Raw genomic sequence first — 18,567 nt, 5'->3', positions numbered from 1 at the left:
GTCCGTACCGACCAACGGTCGGTACCTACCGGCGGGGCTGCCGCCGTGGGTCCGTACCGACCAACGGTCGGTACCTACCGGCGGGGCTGCCGCCGTTGGCCGGTAGGTCACGACCGTTGGTCGTGACGTTCGTCAGACACCCTTACGGCTTGTTGAGGAAATTGTTGGCCAGCAGGTCGCGCACGTCCCCTACCCGCCCGTGCAGCAGCGCCTTGGCCGCGTACAACGCGGTACCGGCCACCTGCTTGGCCTCCACCTGCGCAGGCATCACCAGCTCGGTGGGGCTGGTATGCACGTCCAGCAGCGCCGGGCCGGGGTGGGCCAGCACGTCCTGCACGGCCTGCTCCAGGTCTTCGCTGCGGGTCACGGTGCGGCCGTAGAAACCGATCACCTCGGCCAGGCGGCCGAAATCGGGATTCTTCAGGTCGGTGTAGTTGTCCAGCAGGCCCTGCACCTTCTGCTCCAGCTCGACGAAGTTGAGCGAGCTGTTGTTGTACACCACCACCTTGATCGGCAGGTTTTCCTGCACCGCGGTCAGCAGGTCGCCCAGCAGCATGGCAAGGCCACCGTCGCCGGACAGCGAGATCACCTGCCGCCCCGGGAACGCCTTCTGCAGGCCCAGCGCCTGCGGCATGGCGTTGGCCATCGTGCCGTGCAGCAGGCTGGTCAGGGTGCGCCGGCGTCCGTTGGCGCGCGTGTGGCGCAGCACCCACACCATCGGCGAGCCGCAGTCAGCGGTGAACAACGCATCCTCGCTGGCATGGCGGTCGACCAGCGCGGTGAGGTGCTGCGGGTGGATCAGGCTGCCCTCGCCGGGATGCTCCTCCTTCGCCCGCGTTGCCAGCGCTTTCTCGCGATGCTCGATGCATTCGTCCAGGAAACTGCGGTCCTCGCGCTCGGGCAGCAACGGCAGCAGCGCCTCCAGGGTGGGGCCGATGTCGCCCACCACCCCCAACTGGACCGGATGGCGGCGGCCGAGGTGGCTGCCGTCGCGGTCCACCTGGATCAGGGTGGCCTTGTCCGGGTAGAACTGGCCCCAGGCGAAGTCGGCCCCCAACAGCAACAACGTGTCGCACGCCATGAGGGTGTGATAGCCCGATTCGATGCCGAAGATGCCGGTCATCCCCATGTTGTAGGGATTGTCGTATTCCACGAAATCCTTGGCGCGCGAGGTGTGCGCGATCGGCGCCTTCAGCCGCGCGCCCAGCGCCACCAGTGCGTCATGCGCGTGCTCACACCCCGCACCGGCGTAGATGCCCACGCGCTTGCCCTCGCCGATCAGCGCCGCAATGCGCTGCAGTTCGTCGTCGCTGGGGCGCAGCACCGGCTGGGCATGGTGCACCGAGAACGGCACGTCATCCTTCACCTCGGCTTCGGCGATGTCGGCCGGCAGGATCACCACCGCCACCCCGCGCCGGCTGATCGCGGCCTGGCAGGCCAGTGCCACCACCCGCCGCGCCTGCTGCGGGTTGTAGACCTGCTCGCAGAACACGCTGCAGCTGGCATACACCGCCTTGAAATCCACTTCCTGCGGGAACTCCATGCCCAGCTCGGTGGTGACCACCTGGCTGGCGATCAGCACCAGCGGGGCGCGATTGCGATTGGCCTCGAAGATGCCATTGATGAAATGCAGCCCACCCGGGCCGCAGGAGCCCGCGCACGCGGTCAGCTGGCCACTGATCAGCGAATCCGCACCGGCGGCGAATGCCGCGGCCTCTTCATGGCGCACGTGCACCCAGTCGATGCCACTGCGATGGATCGCGTCGGTGACATGGTTCAGGGTGTCGCCGACGATCCCGTAACAGTGCCGCACTCCGGCGGCCTGCAGGGTATCGACGACGATTTCGGCAACGCGCTTGCTCATGGCGGCACTTCCACGTTCGGGGGGAAGGACCAGCCTAGACCCGCGAAGGTGACACCCGCGTGCGAATACTCACTCCTTCATACCAAGGTAGGTACCGACCGTTGGTCGGTACAAGGTAGGTACCGACCGTTGGTCGGTACACGCTCAGAACGACACGTCCACCGCCTGCTGCGACCACAGCACCGACTGGTGCTTGGTTGCCTGCTTCCACGCCAGGCGGATCGCCTCGATGTCCGCGCGCCGCTGCGGGGTGTTTTCGTGCAGCACCACCAGCACCTTGGTACGCAGGCGGTTGGGCTCCTTGGCGCCGCGGAACAGCCACTGGCCGTAGGCATCGAACACGGTAAGGCCGTCGGGGAAGCGGGGGGTCACCTGCTTGTCCAGGAAGGCGCGCCACTGCGCCTCGCTGATCGCGTCGGTCTGCTGGCGATCCGAGGCACCGCTCTCCTCGCCCACCCCGAAGTACAGCTCGCTGCGTACCCAGTTCGCCGCTGCATCCGGACGGGCGGCGTCGCCCTGCAGGGAGGCGGTGGCGGATGCGGGGCCGCCCGAGGCCGGAGGGGCCGTGGTGGCGCAGCCGCCGAGGGCGAGGAAGGCGGCGAGAAGGAGGGGGGAAAGCTTCATGGTGCGGGGCTCCGGGTGTTGCGAGGGTTCCGTGGGGCACGCATGGCGTGTCGCTACGTCATGGACAGGGTCCGGGGTCGATGCTGATCACGTCCGGTTATCTGCTGATAGCCGTCTGTATTGGGACTTGCATCACAGGTGGTGATCACGCCAAGATAATATATCGCTTCATCCGGATGGAACAATAGTTTCATCTGGGACCAGCCGGGCAGCGCCCGGCGCCACCCTCCCCCCGTTTTTGTTGCTGGAGCCTGCATGTCCCGTCCGTCCGCGTCGCGCCTTGGCCTTGCCATTGCCCTGGTCCTGTCTTCTCCCCTGCTCGCCCAGGACCTCCATGCGCAGGACGCGCCCGCCTCCCCCGCCACGCTGGACACGGTGATCGTCACCGGCACCCGCGCCATCGACCGCACCGTGCTCGAATCCACCTCGCCGGTGGACGTGCTCACTGCAGAGGACATCCGTCGTGCCGGGGTAGTGAACGGCGAGCTGGGCAGCGCGCTGCAGGCGCTGCTGCCCTCATTCAACTTCCCGCGCCAGTCCAACTCCGGCGGTGCCGACCACGTGCGTGCCGCGCAGCTGCGCGGGCTGTCGCCGGACCAGGTGCTGGTACTGGTCAACGGTAAGCGCCGCCACACCAGCGCGCTGGTGAACACCGACAGCAAGATCGGCAAGGGCACCACCCCGGTCGACTTCAACTCCATCCCGGTCAGCGCGATCAAGCGCATCGAAGTGCTGCGCGACGGCGCCGGCGCGCTGTACGGCTCGGACGCCGTGGCCGGTGTGATCAACGTGATCCTGGACGACGCCCCGGAAGGCGGCGCCATCGAGGCCAGCTTCGGTGCCAACCACACCGACCTGGAGCCGATCGACCGCACCCTCACCGACGGCCAGACCAGCTTCGCCAGCGCCAAGGTCGGTACCCGGCTGGGCGAAGACGGCGGTTTCCTGCGCGTAGGCCTGGAGCTGAAGAACCGCGAAGGCACCAACCGCGCCGGCTTCGACCAGATTCCGCCGTGGGACCAGACCGATGCGAACCTGGCCCTGCAGGGCCAGCGCAACTACGTGCTGGGCGATGGCAAGACCAAGGACCTCAACGCCTGGATCAACACCGAACTGCCGTTCGGTGAAACCTCGACGTTCTACTTCTTCAGCACCTTCAACCAGCGCGACAGCGAAGGCGCCAACTACTTCCGCTATCCCGACGGCGACGCCAACTGGACCGAGCTGTACCCGAACGGCTACCGCCCGATCTCCGAAGGCGAAAACCGCGACGTGCAGGCCGTGGCCGGCGCCAAGGGCCAGTGGGGCGAGTGGAGCTACGATGCCAGCCTGGATTACGGCTTCAACGACTTCACCTACCGGCTGCGCAATTCGCTCAACGCCTCGCTGGGCCCGGGCAGCCCGACCCGGTTCAAGACCGGCGATTACCGCAATGAACTCACCGTGGGGAATCTTGACCTGAGCCGGGTGTTCAGCCAGGGCAACAACAGCCACACCCTTGGCTTCGGCGCGGAAGCACGCCGCGACCACTTCCAGACCCGTCCGGGCGACCCGGCCAGTTATGCCGCCGGGCCCTACACCGACCGCCCGACCGGCTCGCAGGCCGGCGGCGGGCTGACCCCGCAGGACGCCACCTCGCTCACCCGCGACGTCGCCAGCGCGTACGCCAGCCTGTCCAGCCAGTTCGGCGACCACTTCTCCAGCGACCTCGCGGCCCGTTACGAGCACAGCGACGACTACGGCGGCGAGCTCACCGGCAAGCTGGGCCTGCGCTACGAGTTCGCCCCGGTGTTCGCGCTGCGCGGTGCGATCTCCAACAACTTCCGCGCGCCGTCACTGGCGCAGATCGGCTACGAGTCCACCTCCACCGGCTACAACGCCGCCGGTCAGCTGGTGCAGGGCCGTACCCTGTCGGTGAACAACCCGATCGCGCGTGGGTTGGGCGCCACCGACCTGAAGCCGGAGAAGTCGGTGAACACCAGCCTGGGCTTCACCAGCCGCATCGGCGACCACTTCGACCTGTCGCTGGACTTCTACCAGATCGACATCGACGACCGCATCGCGCTGTCGGAAAGCATCACCGGCGATGCGCTCACCGACTACGCGCAGCAGCAGTTCGGCGTGGCCGGACTGCAGAGCGCCAACTTCTTCGTCAACGCCGCCGATACGCGCACGCGCGGTGCCGAACTGGTGACCAACTGGCGGCAGGCACTGGGCGACGGCCAGCTGCTGTTGACCGGCACCTATGCCTACAACAAGACCACGCTGAAGAACGTGCTGGCCACGCCGGCCAGCCTGCTGGCGCTGGACCCGGAGTACGTGCTGTTCGGCCTGGAGGAAACCAATACGCTGACCGATGCCACGCCGCGCACGCGCGCGCAGCTGGCCGCCACCTGGGCCAATGACCGGTGGACGCTGAGCAGCCGGCTCAGCCGCTATGGCAGCGTCACCCGGGTGTTCAACTTTGGCGATGGCTTCGTGCCGCGCCAGACCTACGGGGCGGAGTGGCAGCTGGATGCGGAAGTGGAATACCGGATCACGCCGCAGTGGAGCGTGGCGCTGGGCGGGCAGAACCTGACCGACAATTATTCGGACCTGTCCAATGAAGACATCTACTACTACGGGAACCTGCCGTATGACGTGTTGTCGCCTGTCGGGAGCAATGGGGCTTACTACTACGGGCGGGTGCGCTATACGTTCTGAGGCAGCCGGGCAGCGCCCGGCGCTGCGCGGGTGGCGGAGATGAATGAAAACCCGGTGGGACATGCGTGTCCGCACCGGGATTTCACATTCCCGGTGGCATGTTGGCGCGCATGGCCAACGACTTCCCCCAACGTCCGACGCCGCCACTGCTGGACGCTGCGTGCGCGCTGTTTCTTGACGTGGACGGCACCCTCATTGATTTTGCTGACGACCCCGAGGCGGTGGTCGTGCTGCCCGAGGTACGCGAAGCCATCGGTCGCATCAGCGACCGTCTTTCCGGTGCGGTAGCGCTGGTCAGTGGTCGCCCCCTGGCGCAGCTGGACCGCCTGTTCGCGCCGCTGCACCTGCCCGCGGCGGGACTGCATGGCCACCAGGTGCGTGGCTTCGGCGAACAGGCTGGCGCCGCCGCCGCGGAAGGCGACGACACCAGCCAATGGCTGCATGGCGTGCATCAGCAGGCCATGCGCTTCGCACACGGCCATCCCGGCGTACTGGTTGAGGACAAGGGTCGCAGCCTGGCGCTGCACTGGCGCGCTGCACCGCATGCCGCGCAGGACGTGCGCGCGTTCGCCGAGCAGCACGTCGGCGGCCATCCCGGTTACCGCCTGCAGCCCGGCGACCATGTGGTCGAATTCGTGCCCGAAGGCAGCGACAAGGGCCGCGCCGTGCATCAGCTGATGCAGCAGGCACCGTTCCGCGGCCGCATACCGGTCTTCGTCGGCGACGACCTTACCGACGAATTCGGTTTCAACGCCGCCAACACCCTGCACGGCTGGAGCGTACTGGTGGGCGAGCGCGAGCCCAGCGCCGCCCTGTTCGCCCTGCCCCACGTGCGCGACGTGCACGCCTGGCTGCGGCAGAACGCTCAATGAATCCGCAAGAGACCCCCCCCCCCATGACCCCCTCCAATCTGGACCTCGGCGTGGTCGGCAACGGCAGCTTTGGCGCCTTGATCGACCGCAATGCCCGCGTGGTGTGGAGCTGCCTGCCCACCTTCGATGGCGACCCCACCTTCTGCGCGCTGCTGCAGCCCAACCAGCAGGTCGGCGGCGATTTCGCCATCGAACTGGAAGACCTGGTCAGCAGCGAACAGGCGTACCTGACCAATACCGCGATCCTGCGCACCGTGCTGCATGACAAGCACGGCGGCTCGCTGGAAATCATCGACTTCGCCCCGCGCTGGCGCCAGAACGAGCGCTTCTACCGGCCGGTCAGCCTGATCCGCCAGGTCCGTCCGCTCTCCGGCAATCCCCGCATCATCGTGCGTGCGCGCCCGCTGGCCGACTGGGGGGCCCGCGTGCCGGATACCACCTGGGGCAGCAACCACATCCGCTGGATCCTGCCCGACCACGTGCTGCGGCTGACCACCGACGTGCCGCTGCGCATGGTGCGCGATGAACTGCCGTTCGTGCTCAACCACCCGGTGCATCTGGTGCTGGGCGTTGACGAGTCATTGAACCGCTCGCTCAGCGGCTACGTGCAGGAGTCGCTGCAGCGCACCCAGAACTACTGGCGCGAGTGGGTGCGTTACCTGTCCATTCCGCTGGAATGGCAGGACGCGGTGATACGCAGCGCGATCACCCTGAAGCTGTGCCAGTACGAAGACAGCGGCGCGATCATCGCCGCGATGACCACCTCCATCCCCGAAGCGCCCGGCAGCATACGCAACTGGGATTACCGCTACTGCTGGCTGCGCGACGCCGCCTTCGTGGTACGTGCGCTCAACCGGCTCGGCGCCACCCGCACCATGGAACAGTTCCTCGGCTACATCTTCAACCTGGCCACCACCGACGGCAGCCTGCAGCCGCTGTACGGGATCGGCTTCGAGGCCAAGCTGGAAGAAAGCGAAGTGGCCAGCCTGGATGGCTACCGTGGGATGGGCCCGGTTCGCCGCGGCAATCTGGCCTGGGTACAGCGCCAGCACGATGTGTACGGCAGCGTGGTGCTGGCCTCCACCCAGCTGTTCTTCGACCGCCGCCTGCAGGACCCGGGCGATACCCATACCTTCGCGCGGCTGGAACCGCTGGGCGAGCAGGCCTTCGCGCTGCACGACGTGCCCGACGCCGGGCTGTGGGAATTCCGCGGCCGCACCGAAGTGCATACGTATACCAGCGCGATGTGCTGGGCCGCCTGCGACCGCCTGTGCAAGATCGCGGTGCGGCTGAAACTGGACCACCGCGCCGAGTACTGGCGCGACCGCGCCAACACCATCCACGCCCGGATCATGCAGGAAGCGTGGAGCGACGAACTCGGTCACTTCACCGACACCTACGGCGGGCATCGGCTGGATGCCTCGCTGCTGCTGCTGGCCGACATCGGGTTCATCAGCGCGGACGACGCCCGTTTCGTCGCCACCGTCGAAGCGATCGGCCGCGACCTCAAGCACGGCAATGCGCTGTACCGCTACGTGGCCCCCGATGACTTCGGCGAGCCGGAAACCAGCTTCACCATCTGCACGTTCTGGTACATCGACGCGCTGGCCGCGATCGGTCGCCTGGACGAAGCCCGCGACATGTTCGAAATGCTGCTGGAACGGCGCAATCACCTGGGCCTGCTGTCGGAAGACCTCGCCTTCGACAATGGCGAAGCCTGGGGCAACTTCCCGCAGACCTACTCCCACGTGGGCTTGGTCACCGCCGCCATGCGCCTGTCGCGCAGCTGGCAGGAGGCGTCATGAGCCGCCTGGTCGTCGTCTCCAACCGTGTCGCCGCGCCCGGCGTGGCCGCACCGGGCGGGCTGGCGGTGGGCCTGCTGGCGGCGCTGAAGGAACGCGGTGGGGTATGGTTTGGCTGGAGCGGCAAGGCGGTGAAGGAAGCCAGCGGCGCGCTGCACGAGCAGACCGAAGGCGACATCCGCTACGTCACCATGGATCTGAACAAGCGGGACGTGGACGGGTATTACAACGGCTTCGCCAACCGCACGCTGTGGCCGCTGCTGCACTTCCGCCTGGACCTGGTCGACTACGACCGGGCCACCCGCGAAACCTATCGCCAGGTCAACGCCCTGTTCGCCGAAAAGCTGGCGCCGCTGCTGCGCGAAGACGACATCGTCTGGATCCACGACTACCACCTGATTCCGCTGGCCTCGCTGCTGCGCGAGCGCGGCATCGGGTGCCGCATCGGTTTCTTCCTGCACGTGCCGATGCCCTCGGCCGACCTGCTGCAGGCCATGCCCGACCATCTGCGGCTGTTTTCCAGCCTCTATGCCTACGACCTGGTGGGCTTCCAGACCCAGCGCGACGCGGACCGCTTCCAGTCGTACGTGCGCCTGTTCGCCGGCGGCAAGGTGCTCCCCGACGGCCTGCTGGAGGCACCGGGCGGGCGCCGCTTCCGCGCCGCCGCGTTCCCCATCGGCATCGACACCGCCCACATCGAACGCCAGGCCAAGGCCGGGGCCGCCAAACCGGCCGTGCGCGACCTGCGCAACAGCCTGCGCGACCGCCAGCTGGCCATCGGCGTGGACCGGCTGGATTACTCCAAAGGCCTGCCCGAACGCTTCCTGGGCTTCGAGCGCTACCTGCAGCGCCACCCGGACCAGCGCGGCAGCCTGACTTACCTGCAGATCGCCCCGGTGTCGCGCGGCGATGTCACCGAGTACCGGCAGCTGCGCAGCCAGCTGGAGCAGATCGCCGGGCATATCAACGGCGGCTTTGCCGAGCCGGACTGGACCCCGCTGCGCTATGTGAACCAGAACTTCGCCCATGCCACCCTGACCGGGTTCTACCGCGCTGCGGCGGTCGGGCTGGTCACGCCGCTGCGTGACGGCATGAACCTGGTGGCCAAGGAATACGTGGCCTCGCAGGATCCGGAGGATCCCGGCGTGCTGGTGCTGTCGCTGCTGGCCGGTGCCGCCGACGAGCTGAAGCAGGCGCTGCTGGTGAACCCGCACGACCTGGACGGGGTGGCCGATGCCATTGCCACCGCCGCCACCATGCCGCTGCGCAAACGGGTGGAACGCTGGCACGCCATGATGGAGCACCTGCGTACGCACGACATCAACCACTGGCGCCAGTCGTACCTGCAGGCGCTGGAAAACGGCTGATTACGACAGAAATGGGGCAGCGCAAGCTGTCGCAATTGGCGCGGAATTGCCTCTGCCAGGTGCATCATTCCGCGTGATGCACGTTTTTTAGGAGTGTGTCGTTTTCTGCACTCCCGCAGCGCCGGACGCCCGTGCCGCGCTGCCCCGCATCGATAGGCATCCTAAATCGGCCTATCCGCGTCGCAATACGCAACCTTTGGCGTGTGCAACTTTCATTTCGCATTGACAGGCCGTCCCGACATTGACGCCCGCAGAGCCCGTGCATGCCGCATGGGTCGTGCATTCGGGAATCAGATTGATGTCACTGTTGGAACGCTTCATCGAAGACACCGCCCTGCACATGGGCCTGGGCCACCGCGCGCGCAGCCTGGTGGAGGTGCTGGTCGACTACATACGCAGCCTGCCCGACGGTGTTCACGGCCTGCGCCGGCGCTTCGACGCGGTGGGCCTGGGTACCCGCTTCCCCGGCGACGGACGGCCGCCGCGCCTGCTCGCCAGCCAGCTCGAAAGCGTGGTCGGTCGCGAGGAGCTGGCGGTGCTGGCGCGACGCGCCGCGTTTCCCACCGGCATGTTCGCGGTGGTGGCCTCCGACCTGCTGCCGGGCCTGCTGGACGTGCTGGAGCAGGAGGCACGCACGCCGCCTGCGCCCACCCCCGCATCGCCCCCGGCACGTCGCCATGGCCCGACCCTGCGCCTGGTCCGCGGTACCGCCCTGCGCGGCCTGCTCTGGGTGATGGTGGCCGGGGCCCTGCTGTGCCTGACCGGCTGGATCCACCAGAAGACCCGGGTCAGCCCTGGCACCGTGGCGGCCCAGGCCGACCAGAAGAGCCCGCCGCGCCTGTCGCTGGTCAACAACCACGGCGTCATCGACGTACGCGGGCGCCTGCCCGGCGAGGCCGACCGGCGCAGGGTGTGGAGCGCGCTGGTGGCCCAGTACGGCCAGGGCAAGGTCAGCGGCGACATCCTGCGCGACCCGCAGGCCGAAACGCCGCGCTGGCTGGACCGGTTGGTCAACCTGGTTCCGCTGCTGCGCTACCCGGGCCTGTCGCTGTCGTTCAACGGCGACAGCCTGCATGTGGACATGACCCGTCTGCCCCCACGCGACAGGATTGCCGTATCCGACAGCCTGCGCCGCGGCTTCGGCCACCTGCAGATCAGTGGTCTGTGGGACGCCGGACGCGTGGCGCTGTCGCAGCTGCCCGCCACGCCAGCGCCGGAGGAACTGGTCGCCGCACTGAACCAGGGCACGCTCCGGTTCGTGCACAAATCGCCCAGGCTGCGTGCCGACGGCCACGATCTGCTGCGCGCCAGTGCGCAGGCGATTCTGGCGGCGGACCCGGGCGTGAGGCTGGAAGTGGGCAGCCATACCGACAGCCTGGGCGCGGCCGAAACCAACCTGCAGCTGAGCCAGCAGCGCGCCGACGTGGTGGTGGCCGAACTGCAGGCGCAGGGCGTCCCGGCCGACATGCTGGTGCCGCGTGGCTATGGCGAAGAACACCCGGTGGCCGACAACCGGCTGGACAGCGGCCGCGACCGCAACCGGCGCATCGAGTATTTGATCCTGCAGTAGCGCCACGCCCGGCGTGGCTGCGGGGGCTCAATCGAGGAAGCGCGCGGCCTGTGCCGGCGTGGGCAGGTAACACTGCGCATGCCGGCCAAACCAGCGGTAACGGTTGCGCGCCAGCGCGCGATAGGCGCGGTCGCGCCAGCCGCGCGGCAACAGCGTCAGCAGCCGCGCCCCCCGCCACACCCCACCCAGCCCGGCCAGCACCCGCACGATGGCGTCGGTGTCCGACCAGGCGCGACCGTGTTCCACCAGCAGGAACGACAACGGGTCATCCGGGTCCAGGCCGTGCTGCTGCAACAGGGCGCGCCCATGGGCGCCCTGCATCGCCGCGAAGCGGTACCGCCCCTTCCGGTCGAAGCGCAGCAGGAACTTCACCCAGCGGCTGCACAACGTGCAGACCCCATCGAACACGATCACCGCACCGGCATCCCCCGTAGAGCCACGCGCTGCGTGGCTGAGCGCCGGGCCCGGTTCCCCTGGCTGACACGCAGGCCGTGGCATCACGTCATCCAGGCCAGCGTCGCCATGCGCCCGGTGCGGCGGTCACGGCGATGCGAATAGAAGCGCTGCGGGTCGGCCAGGGTGCAATGCTGCCCGCCGCTGATCGCGGCCGGGTCCATTCCGGCGGCCGCCAGCCGGCGCCTGGCCAGCGCGTACAGATCCACCTTCCAGTGTCCTGGCCGGGAGGCGCTGAACGCCGCCGCCGCGCCAGCATCGCGGTCCACGAACGCGGTGAACACGTCTTCGCCGATTTCGTACAGGGCCGGCCCGGCCGCCGGGCCCAACCAGGCCTGCAGCTCGCCGGGCGCGGTGTGCATGGCGGCCACGGTGGCCTCCAGCATGCCGTCGGCCAACCCGCGCCACCCGGCGTGTGCGGCGCCGATTTCGCGGCCATCACGCGCGGCCAGTACCACCGGCAGGCAGTCGGCGGTAAGGATGGCCAGCACCACTCCCGGCACCGAGGTCACCGCCGCATCCGCGGTGGGTTCGGCGTCCACGCCGATGGCACCGGGCGGGCCCTCGAAGCGCAGCACGCCGGTGCCATGCACCTGGCGCAGCCAGTGCGGTGCCGCGGGCAGGCCCAGGCCGTCGTGCAGCAGGGCACGGTTGCGCTCCACCTGGTCCGGATCATCGCCGTCGGCGGCATACCGGTTGCCCATGTTGAACTGCGCGAACGGCGGCAACGAGCCACCCGCGCCGTGGCGCAGGGTGGTGAGCGCCTGCACCCCGGGCGGGGCGGCCCAGTCCGCCGCCAGCACCGGCACGGTAGCGTGGGCCACGGACGGCGGGGAGGCAGGCCTGGTCATCAGCGGCGCCCGCGCTCCAGTTCGGCCACGCGCTTGGTGTCCTCGCGCAGCGCATCCATCAGCGCCACCATGTCGGCCGGCACCGGCGCGCTGTTGCGGATCGGCTCGCCGGTGATCGGGTGGGCGAATTCCAGCGTTTCGGCATGCAGGGCCTGGCGCTTGAAGCCGCGCAGCTGGGCCACCAGCTCGTCGCTGGCGCCCTTGGGCAGCTTCAGCGCGCCGCCATACAGCGAATCGCCGACGATGGCGTGCTTGAGGTGGGCCATGTGCACGCGGATCTGGTGGGTGCGCCCGGTTTCCAGGCGGCATTCCAGCGCGGAGTGGGCACGGAAGCGCTCGCGCAGGCGGTAGTGGGTCACCGCGTCCTTGCCGTCCTCGCGCACCGCCATGCGGATGCGGTCGCGCGGGTGGCGGTCGATCGGGGCGTCGGCGGTGCCGCCGGACACCAGCGCGCCCACCACCACCGCCAGGTACTGGCGGTGCACGTTGCGCGCCGCCAGCTGCTCCACCAGCGCGGTCTGCGCCTGGATCGTGCGGGCCACCACCATCACGCCGCTGGTGTCCTTGTCCAGGCGGTGGACGATGCCCGCGCGCGGCAGCACCGACAGCCCGGGGTCGCGGAACAGCAGCGCGTTGACCAGGGTGCCGCTGGGGTTGCCGGCGCCGGGGTGGACCACCAGCCCGACCGGCTTGTTGATCACGTAAACGTGTTCATCCTCGTACAGGATGTCCAGCGGGATGTCTTCGGGCTCGGCATGGGTCTGGGTGTCCAGCACGACATGCAGGGTGGCCACCTCGCCGCCGCGCACCGGGTCGCGGCCGCGCACCGGGTTGCCGTCCAGCAGCACGTCGCCGGACTTGATCCACTCGGTCAGCTTGGACCGGGAGAATTCGGGGAACAGTTCGGCCAGCACGGCGTCAAAGCGCCGCCCTGCGGCGGTATCGGGCACCGTGGCCTGGCGGGAGGAGTCGGTTTCAGAAGCGTTATCGGACATGGGGAGCACACCGCAGGAAGACAAATTGGGGGTCCGGGCGACCACTTTCAGTCGCAGGACAGGCCACTAGGCTATCATCGACCCTTCGTATTCCAGCCGCGTCCCGCCCTGACCCCATGATCCGACGCTCTTCCCTGCTGTCCGCGCCCCTCCGCACCGCGGCCCTGATGCTGGTCCTGGCCCTTGTTTCCACCGGCTGCCACCGTGGCGCCAAGGGTGACAACCCGGAAGAAGGCCAGCCGGTCGAAACGATCTATGAAAAGAGCCATGGCCTGATGGAGAAGGGCAACTGGAGCGGTGCCGAGGCCACCTTCCGCCGCCTGATCGCCCAGTACCCGTACGGCCCCTACACCGAGCAGGCGATGATCGAAACCGCCTATGCCCAGTACAAGGCCGGCAAGCACGATGACGCGGTGTCCAGCATCGACCGCTTCATCCGCACCTACCCGACCCACCGCAACATCGCCTACATGTACTACCTGCGTGGCCTGGCCAACAGCAACCGCAACACGGTGTTCCTGCGCCGCGTGTGGTCGCTGGACCCGAGCCGCCGCGACCTGTCCACCCCGCGCCAGGCGTACGCCGACTTCAACATCGTGGTAGAGCGCTACCCAAACAGCCGTTACGCCGCCGACGCGCGCAACCGCATGCTGGAACTGCGCGACGTGTTCGCCCAGCACGAGCTGGACAACGCGCTGTATTACCTGCGCCGCGAGGCCTATGTGTCCGCCGCCGGTCGCGCCAACTACCTGCTGGAAACCTACCCGCAGAGCGCGTTCCAGTACGACGCGGTAGCCGCGCTGGGCGAAGCCTATACCCACCTGGGCAACAAGACCCTCGCAGACGACGCACGCCGCGTGCTCGAACTCAACCAGCCCGAACATCCGTGGCTGCAGGGCAACTGGCCGAAGTACCCGTGGATGATCCGCAAGCTGAACCCGTTCGCCGGCGAGAAGTCGGCTAGCACCGGGCAGCGCAATGCGACCATGAATCGGCGTTGATTCCAGCGGCAGATGCAGTAGACCAACGGGCAGCCATCGGCTGCCCGTTTTTGTTTGGGCAGTAAGATCGGAATGATTGCGACTGCGGCCAGTTGGGACGCCCATGCCAGTTCTGCATACGCAACAACCGCCACACTGGAATTCCCCTTTCCAGGAGGCCCCATGCCCATCCATCGTCTCCCGCCCGCGGCGCCTTCGCCCGCTCCTTCGGCTGCGCTCATGCGGCCGCGTCGGCCAACCCTGCTGGCCACGCACATCAGCAACGCGGCGCCCGCCTTACGCCCCGTCCGGCCCAGCGCGCCAGCCCCGGAACCGGCGCCGGATTACCCCGGCGCCATTCGCGGCTATCCCGCGATTCCTGTACCCGACTACTGACCGAACACCGTGACTTCATCGCTGAAGTGGACCTTGCGCTTTTCCTGCTGCACCGGCGCCTCGGACTCTGAAGCGGTCTCGTCCTCGGAATCCGCCCCAGGCGCTGGTGCCGTCACGGTGGCGGCGTGCGGAACCGGTGCCGGGTCGGGCCCACTGCCGCCCGTCGCACGCTGCGTCATGTCGTCCTCGTCGTCGTAGTCTTCTGGCGGAATCTCCACTTCTGCCAGATCCTCACCATGGGCGGATTCCAGGGCTGCACCCTCGTAGTCCGGCATGGGGATGTCCACGGCAGCCGCGCCCTCGTCCGGCAGCTGCACCATCGTGACCTCGTCGCCCGACGCGTAATCCGGTTCCGGAATGTCCACCGCAGGGCCCGGATGCCATGCAGCGGGTGCCGGTGCGCGATCGACCGTGTGGAGACGCTGCATGGGATCGACCCCCGGGCGTTGGCCGACGCCGGTGTCGCCGGAGTGCATCGCGCGCCCACCCGCATGTACGTGCACTGCAGGCAACCGAGCGAGCCATCCGCCCATCACCTGCCGCAGCTTCGGTGAGCGCACGTATTGCAGGTGGCTGGAAATGGCATGGCGGAGTCCGGCCGCATCGCCGTTGAACGTGCCCTCCTTCGACCGTCCCTTGCCGAACACACCCTCGGTGCGTCCGCCAAACTCGCGGTTGGCGATCCGGGTGAGTTTGCGCAGGGACTTGGACGACAGCGTCTTGTTGTCGGCCTTGCACCAAAGCGCCTCGCGGAAGGTATGGCGGTGGGTGTGGATGGGCGTGGTCATGCGACGCCCTGCAGCAACGGCGTGGAAGCATTCTGCATCGGGGATCTCCTGGAAAACCCCCAACTCTAGCCAGATGCCGCCAACGCGCTTCCGCGAATCGCTCAGCCCTTGTAGCCGTTGCTGATCGGGTAGCGGCGCTCGCGGCCAAAGGCGCGGCGCGACACCTTCGGGCCGGGGGCGGCCTGGTGGCGCTTCCACTCGCTGGTGCGTACCAGACGAAGGACGCGGTCGACCACCTCGGCGGCGTAGCCGGCGGCGACGATCTCCTCGCGCGACTGCTCCTGGTCCACGTAGCGGTACAGGATGCCGTCCAGCACGTCGTAGGCCGGCAGCGAGTCCTGGTCGGTCTGGTTGGCGCGCAGCTCGGCCGACGGCGGCCGCGCGATCACCGCCGGCGGGATCACCGGCGCGCCGCCCACCGTGTTGCGCCACTTGGACAAGCCGAACACCTCGGTCTTGTACAGGTCTTTCAGCGGCGCGTAGCCACCGCACATGTCGCCGTAGATGGTGGCGTAGCCGACCGCGTACTCGCTCTTGTTGCCGGTGGTGAGCAGCAGCCCGCCGAACTTGTTGGACAGCGCCATCAGGATCACCCCGCGCGCGCGCGACTGCAGGTTCTCCTCGGTCACATCCGCCGGCTGGCCGTCGAACATCGGACCGAGCGCGGTCATCAGGCCTTCGAACACCGGCTCGATCGATACTGCTTCAAGCTTCACGCCCAGCGCGCGGCATTGCTCGGCGGCCAGGTCGTTGGACATGTCCGCGGTGTAGCGCGAGGGCAAGCGCACCGCGGTGACGTTGTCCGCACCCAGCGCGTCCACCGCCATCGCCAGCACCAGGGCCGAATCGATGCCGCCGGACAGCCCCAGCCACACCTTCTTGAAACCGTTCTTGCCGCAGTAATCGCGGATGCCGCGGGTCACCGCGCGCCAGGCCAGCGCGTCCATGCTTTCGTCGCCGTCGTCCATCCACTCGCGCGGCAGGAAGCGGCGGCTTTCGGCGTCGTAGTCCACCACCAGCCACTGGTCGGTGAACGCCGCCGCGGCCGGGTGCACGGTGCCATCGCCGTCGGCCACGACCGAGGCGCCATCGAAGGTCAGTGCGTCCTGCCCGCCCACCATGTTGACGTACAGCAGCGCCGCGCCGGTTTCGCGGGTGCGCTCAGCCAGCAGCGCGTCGCGCTGGGCGTGCTTGCCGCGCTCGTACGGCGACGCATTGGGAATCACCACCAGTTCGGCGCCGTGGCGCACGGTGTCGGCCAGCGGTTCCGGGAACCACAGGTCCTCGCAGACCAGCACGCCGACCGGCACGCCCTTCAGGTCGAACACGCAGCTGCCGCCATCGGGGTCGATGTCGAAGTAACGGCGTTCGTCGAACACTGCATAGTTGGGCAGTTCGCGCTTGCGGTAGGTGTGCAGCACCTCGCCGTCGCGCAGCACGCTGGCGGCGTTGTAGACCACTGCCCCGGTGGCCTCGGGCCAGCCAACCACCGCGGTGATGCCGTCGGTGGATTCGGCAATTCGGCCCATGGCCACCTGGCAGTCGTACAGGAAGCGCGGGCGCAGCAGCAGGTCTTCGGGCGGGTAGCCGCTGATCGCCAGTTCCGGGAACACCACCAGGTCGGCACCGAACTCATCGCGCGCCTCGGCGATCATCGCGATGATGGTGTCGGTGTTGCGTTCGACCGCGCCGACCGGGAAATCGAACTGGGCCATTGCAATGCGGATCGACGTCATGGGGTGCCGCCTGTGGTTGCGATGGCCCATTGTAGCGCTGGTGGTTCGCCGGACTGCAAAAGCAGAAAAGCCGCCCTTGGGGGCGGCTTTTCCTTTGCCGACTGACAGTCGGCGCTACGCGTGGTTGGCCGCATTGCGGCCGGCGCGCTTATTTGACCAGCTTGGCGATGGCCGCGCCCAGGTCGCCCGGCGAGCGCACGGTGACCACACCGGCCGCTTCCATGGCGGCGAACTTGCCTTCAGCAGTGCCCTTGCCGCCCGATGCAATCGCACCGGCGTGGCCCATGCGCTTGCCGGCCGGAGCCGAAGCGCCCGCGATGAAACCGACGACCGGCTTCTTCACGTGGTTCTTGATGTACTCGGCACCCTCTTCCTCGGCGTCGCCGCCGATTTCGCCGACCATGATGATGCCTTCGGTCTGCGGGTCTTCATTGAACAGCTTGAGGCAGTCAACGAAATTCAGGCCGTTGATCGGATCGCCACCGATACCGATGCAGGTGGACTGGCCCAGGCCGACTTCGGTGGTCTGCTTGACCGCTTCATAGGTCAGGGTGCCCGAACGCGACACGATGCCGATCTTGCCCGGCTTGTGGATGTGGCCCGGCATGATGCCGATCTTGCACTCGCCCGGGGTGATCACGCCGGGGCAGTTCGGCCCGATCAGCACGGTGTCCGGATGCGAGAGCTTCAGCACGTTCTTCACGCGCAGCATGTCCAGCACCGGAATGCCTTCGGTGATGCACACGATGACCTTGATGCCGGCAGCCGCAGCTTCCAGGATCGCGTCAGCCGCGTACGGCGGCGGCACGTAGATCACCGACGCGTTGGCGCCGGTGGCCTGCACGGCGTCGGCCACGGTGTTGAAGACCGGCAGGTCGATATGGGTGGTGCCGCCCTTGCCCGGGGTCACGCCGCCAACAACCTGGGTGCCGTACTCGATCATCTGAGTGGCGTGGAAGGTGCCCTGCTGGCCGGTGAAGCCCTGCACGATCACCTTGGTGTTCTTGTTAATCAAAACAGACATTGTTATTCCTTCGGTGTCGGATCAGGCGGCGTTCTTGACAGCTTCAACGACCTTCTTGGCACCGTCGTTGATGTTGTCAGCCGGGATGATGGCCATGCCGCTGTCGCGCAGCAGCTGCTTGCCTTCTTCCACGTTGGTGCCTTCCAGGCGCACCACGTCCGGAACCTTGACGCCCACTTCCTTCACAGCGGCGATGATGCCTTCGGCAATCATGTCGCAGCGGACGATGCCGCCGAAGATGTTGACGAAGATGCCTTCGACCTTGTCCGAGGACAGGATGAGCTTGAACGCTTCGATGACGCGCTGCTTGTTAGCACCGCCGCCCACGACCAGGAAGTTCGCCGGCTCGCCGCCGTTGAGCTTGATGACGTCCATGGTGGCCATGGCCAGGCCGGCGCCGTTGACCATGCAGCCGATGTTACCGTCCATGGTGCCGTAGTTGATGTCCAGCTCCGAAGCGGTCACTTCGGTTTCGTCTTCCTGGGTCTTGTCGCGCATGGCGACGCGCGCCTTCTGACGGAACGCGGCGGGGGCGTCGCTGG

At 67.8% G+C, this 18,567-nt stretch carries 14 protein-coding genes and 1 pseudogene; 6 read left to right on the top strand and 9 right to left on the bottom strand.

The window, feature by feature from the left end:
• Window positions 1-142 precede the first annotated feature (142 nt).
• Both ACIGII_RS16425 and ACIGII_RS16420 read right to left on the bottom strand, forming a co-directional pair.
• On the bottom strand, window positions 143-1,864 hold the full coding sequence (locus ACIGII_RS16425) for a thiamine pyrophosphate-dependent enzyme (protein ID WP_399639967.1): 1,722 nt from the start codon (window positions 1,862-1,864) through the stop codon (window positions 143-145).
• Between the two features lie 144 nt (window positions 1,865-2,008).
• Entirely contained in the window at window positions 2,009-2,488 is a 480-nt protein-coding gene (locus ACIGII_RS16420; RefSeq protein WP_399639964.1) for a DUF3574 domain-containing protein, read from the bottom strand.
• A gap of 255 nt (window positions 2,489-2,743) precedes the next feature.
• Here ACIGII_RS16420 and ACIGII_RS16415 point away from each other — a divergent pair, with 255 nt between their 5' ends.
• The 5 genes from ACIGII_RS16415 to ACIGII_RS16395 all read left to right on the top strand — a co-directional run bounded on the left by ACIGII_RS16415 (window position 2,744) and on the right by ACIGII_RS16395 (window position 10,802).
• Entirely contained in the window at window positions 2,744-5,191 is a 2,448-nt protein-coding gene (locus ACIGII_RS16415) for a TonB-dependent receptor plug domain-containing protein (RefSeq protein ID WP_399639961.1), read from the top strand.
• Between the two features lie 110 nt (window positions 5,192-5,301).
• A complete protein-coding gene (otsB, locus tag ACIGII_RS16410; protein ID WP_399639958.1) occupies window positions 5,302-6,063 on the top strand; it encodes a trehalose-phosphatase in 762 nt (253 codons plus the stop codon).
• A gap of 23 nt (window positions 6,064-6,086) precedes the next feature.
• Window positions 6,087-7,868: a glycoside hydrolase family 15 protein gene (locus ACIGII_RS16405; RefSeq protein WP_399639955.1), complete on the top strand. Its 1,782-nt coding sequence runs from the start codon at window positions 6,087-6,089 to the stop codon at window positions 7,866-7,868.
• The gene (gene otsA / locus ACIGII_RS16400; RefSeq protein ID WP_399639952.1) at window positions 7,865-9,232 is read left to right on the top strand and encodes an alpha,alpha-trehalose-phosphate synthase (UDP-forming); all 1,368 of its coding nucleotides are present in this window, start codon (window positions 7,865-7,867) and stop codon (window positions 9,230-9,232) included. The genes ACIGII_RS16405 and otsA overlap by 4 nt, the downstream gene beginning before the upstream one ends.
• A 298-nt stretch (window positions 9,233-9,530) precedes the next feature.
• Complete coding sequence (locus ACIGII_RS16395) at window positions 9,531-10,802, top strand: OmpA family protein (RefSeq protein ID WP_399639950.1); 1,272 nt, start codon at window positions 9,531-9,533, stop codon at window positions 10,800-10,802.
• A 27-nt stretch (window positions 10,803-10,829) separates the two neighbouring features.
• On the opposite strand, the gene ACIGII_RS16390 is transcribed toward ACIGII_RS16395, so the two are convergent.
• The 3 genes from ACIGII_RS16390 to rluD form a co-directional block, all read right to left on the bottom strand.
• On the bottom strand, window positions 10,830-11,216 hold the full coding sequence (locus ACIGII_RS16390) for a thiol-disulfide oxidoreductase DCC family protein (RefSeq protein ID WP_399639948.1): 387 nt from the start codon (window positions 11,214-11,216) through the stop codon (window positions 10,830-10,832).
• An 83-nt stretch (window positions 11,217-11,299) separates the two neighbouring features.
• Window positions 11,300-12,106, bottom strand: a complete 807-nt coding sequence (gene pgeF / locus ACIGII_RS16385; RefSeq protein WP_399639945.1) for a peptidoglycan editing factor PgeF — start codon at window positions 12,104-12,106, stop codon at window positions 11,300-11,302.
• Window positions 12,106-13,101, bottom strand: a complete 996-nt coding sequence (rluD, locus tag ACIGII_RS16380; protein WP_399639942.1) for a 23S rRNA pseudouridine(1911/1915/1917) synthase RluD — start codon at window positions 13,099-13,101, stop codon at window positions 12,106-12,108. Before rluD ends, pgeF begins: the two co-directional genes overlap by 1 nt.
• 116 nt (window positions 13,102-13,217) lie before the next feature.
• Between rluD and ACIGII_RS16375 the strand changes: the two genes are divergently transcribed.
• The gene (locus ACIGII_RS16375; protein ID WP_399639939.1) at window positions 13,218-14,102 is read left to right on the top strand and encodes an outer membrane protein assembly factor BamD; all 885 of its coding nucleotides are present in this window, start codon (window positions 13,218-13,220) and stop codon (window positions 14,100-14,102) included.
• Between the two features lie 368 nt (window positions 14,103-14,470).
• On the opposite strand, the gene ACIGII_RS16370 is transcribed toward ACIGII_RS16375, so the two are convergent.
• From ACIGII_RS16370 to sucC, 4 genes and pseudogenes are all read right to left on the bottom strand, one after another.
• Entirely contained in the window at window positions 14,471-15,265 is a 795-nt protein-coding gene (locus ACIGII_RS16370; RefSeq protein WP_399639936.1) for a hypothetical protein, read from the bottom strand.
• Between the two features lie 101 nt (window positions 15,266-15,366).
• Window positions 15,367-17,001, bottom strand: coding sequence for an NAD+ synthase (locus ACIGII_RS16365; RefSeq protein ID WP_399639933.1), 1,635 nt, complete (start codon window positions 16,999-17,001; stop codon window positions 15,367-15,369).
• Window positions 17,002-17,149: 148 nt separating this feature from the next.
• Window positions 17,150-18,025: a succinate--CoA ligase subunit alpha gene (gene sucD / locus ACIGII_RS16360; protein ID WP_399639931.1), complete on the bottom strand. Its 876-nt coding sequence runs from the start codon at window positions 18,023-18,025 to the stop codon at window positions 17,150-17,152.
• Window positions 18,026-18,046: 21 nt separating this feature from the next.
• Window positions 18,047-18,567 (bottom strand): annotated as a pseudogene (gene sucC, locus ACIGII_RS16355) (succinate--CoA ligase subunit beta); the annotation flags it as partial.

It is taken from the genome of Stenotrophomonas sp. NPDC077420 (assembly GCF_044543385.1).
In the GTDB taxonomy this organism is placed as follows: Bacteria; Pseudomonadota; Gammaproteobacteria; order Xanthomonadales; family Xanthomonadaceae; genus Stenotrophomonas.
Note: the sequence above shows the minus strand (reverse complement) of the source record. Positions and strands in the feature narration are given on the sequence as shown.

Excerpts from the sequence above, each read along its gene's own strand:
- rluD (WP_399639942.1), bottom strand. The coding sequence starts at position 13,101 with ATGTCCGATAACGCTTCTGAAACCGACTCCTCCCGCCAGGCCACGGTG.
- ACIGII_RS16415 (WP_399639961.1), top strand. The coding sequence starts at position 2,744 with ATGTCCCGTCCGTCCGCGTCGCGCCTTGGCCTTGCCATTGCCCTGGTC.
- ACIGII_RS16395 (WP_399639950.1), top strand. The coding sequence starts at position 9,531 with ATGTCACTGTTGGAACGCTTCATCGAAGACACCGCCCTGCACATGGGC.
- sucD (WP_399639931.1), bottom strand. The coding sequence starts at position 18,025 with ATGTCTGTTTTGATTAACAAGAACACCAAGGTGATCGTGCAGGGCTTC.
- ACIGII_RS16405 (WP_399639955.1), top strand. The coding sequence starts at position 6,087 with ATGACCCCCTCCAATCTGGACCTCGGCGTGGTCGGCAACGGCAGCTTT.
- ACIGII_RS16425 (WP_399639967.1), bottom strand. The coding sequence starts at position 1,864 with ATGAGCAAGCGCGTTGCCGAAATCGTCGTCGATACCCTGCAGGCCGCC.
- ACIGII_RS16370 (WP_399639936.1), bottom strand. The coding sequence starts at position 15,265 with ATGACCACGCCCATCCACACCCACCGCCATACCTTCCGCGAGGCGCTT.
- ACIGII_RS16365 (WP_399639933.1), bottom strand. The coding sequence starts at position 17,001 with ATGACGTCGATCCGCATTGCAATGGCCCAGTTCGATTTCCCGGTCGGC.
- ACIGII_RS16420 (WP_399639964.1), bottom strand. The coding sequence starts at position 2,488 with ATGAAGCTTTCCCCCCTCCTTCTCGCCGCCTTCCTCGCCCTCGGCGGC.
- otsA (WP_399639952.1), top strand. The coding sequence starts at position 7,865 with ATGAGCCGCCTGGTCGTCGTCTCCAACCGTGTCGCCGCGCCCGGCGTG.
- otsB (WP_399639958.1), top strand. The coding sequence starts at position 5,302 with ATGGCCAACGACTTCCCCCAACGTCCGACGCCGCCACTGCTGGACGCT.
- pgeF (WP_399639945.1), bottom strand. The coding sequence starts at position 12,106 with ATGACCAGGCCTGCCTCCCCGCCGTCCGTGGCCCACGCTACCGTGCCG.
- ACIGII_RS16375 (WP_399639939.1), top strand. The coding sequence starts at position 13,218 with ATGATCCGACGCTCTTCCCTGCTGTCCGCGCCCCTCCGCACCGCGGCC.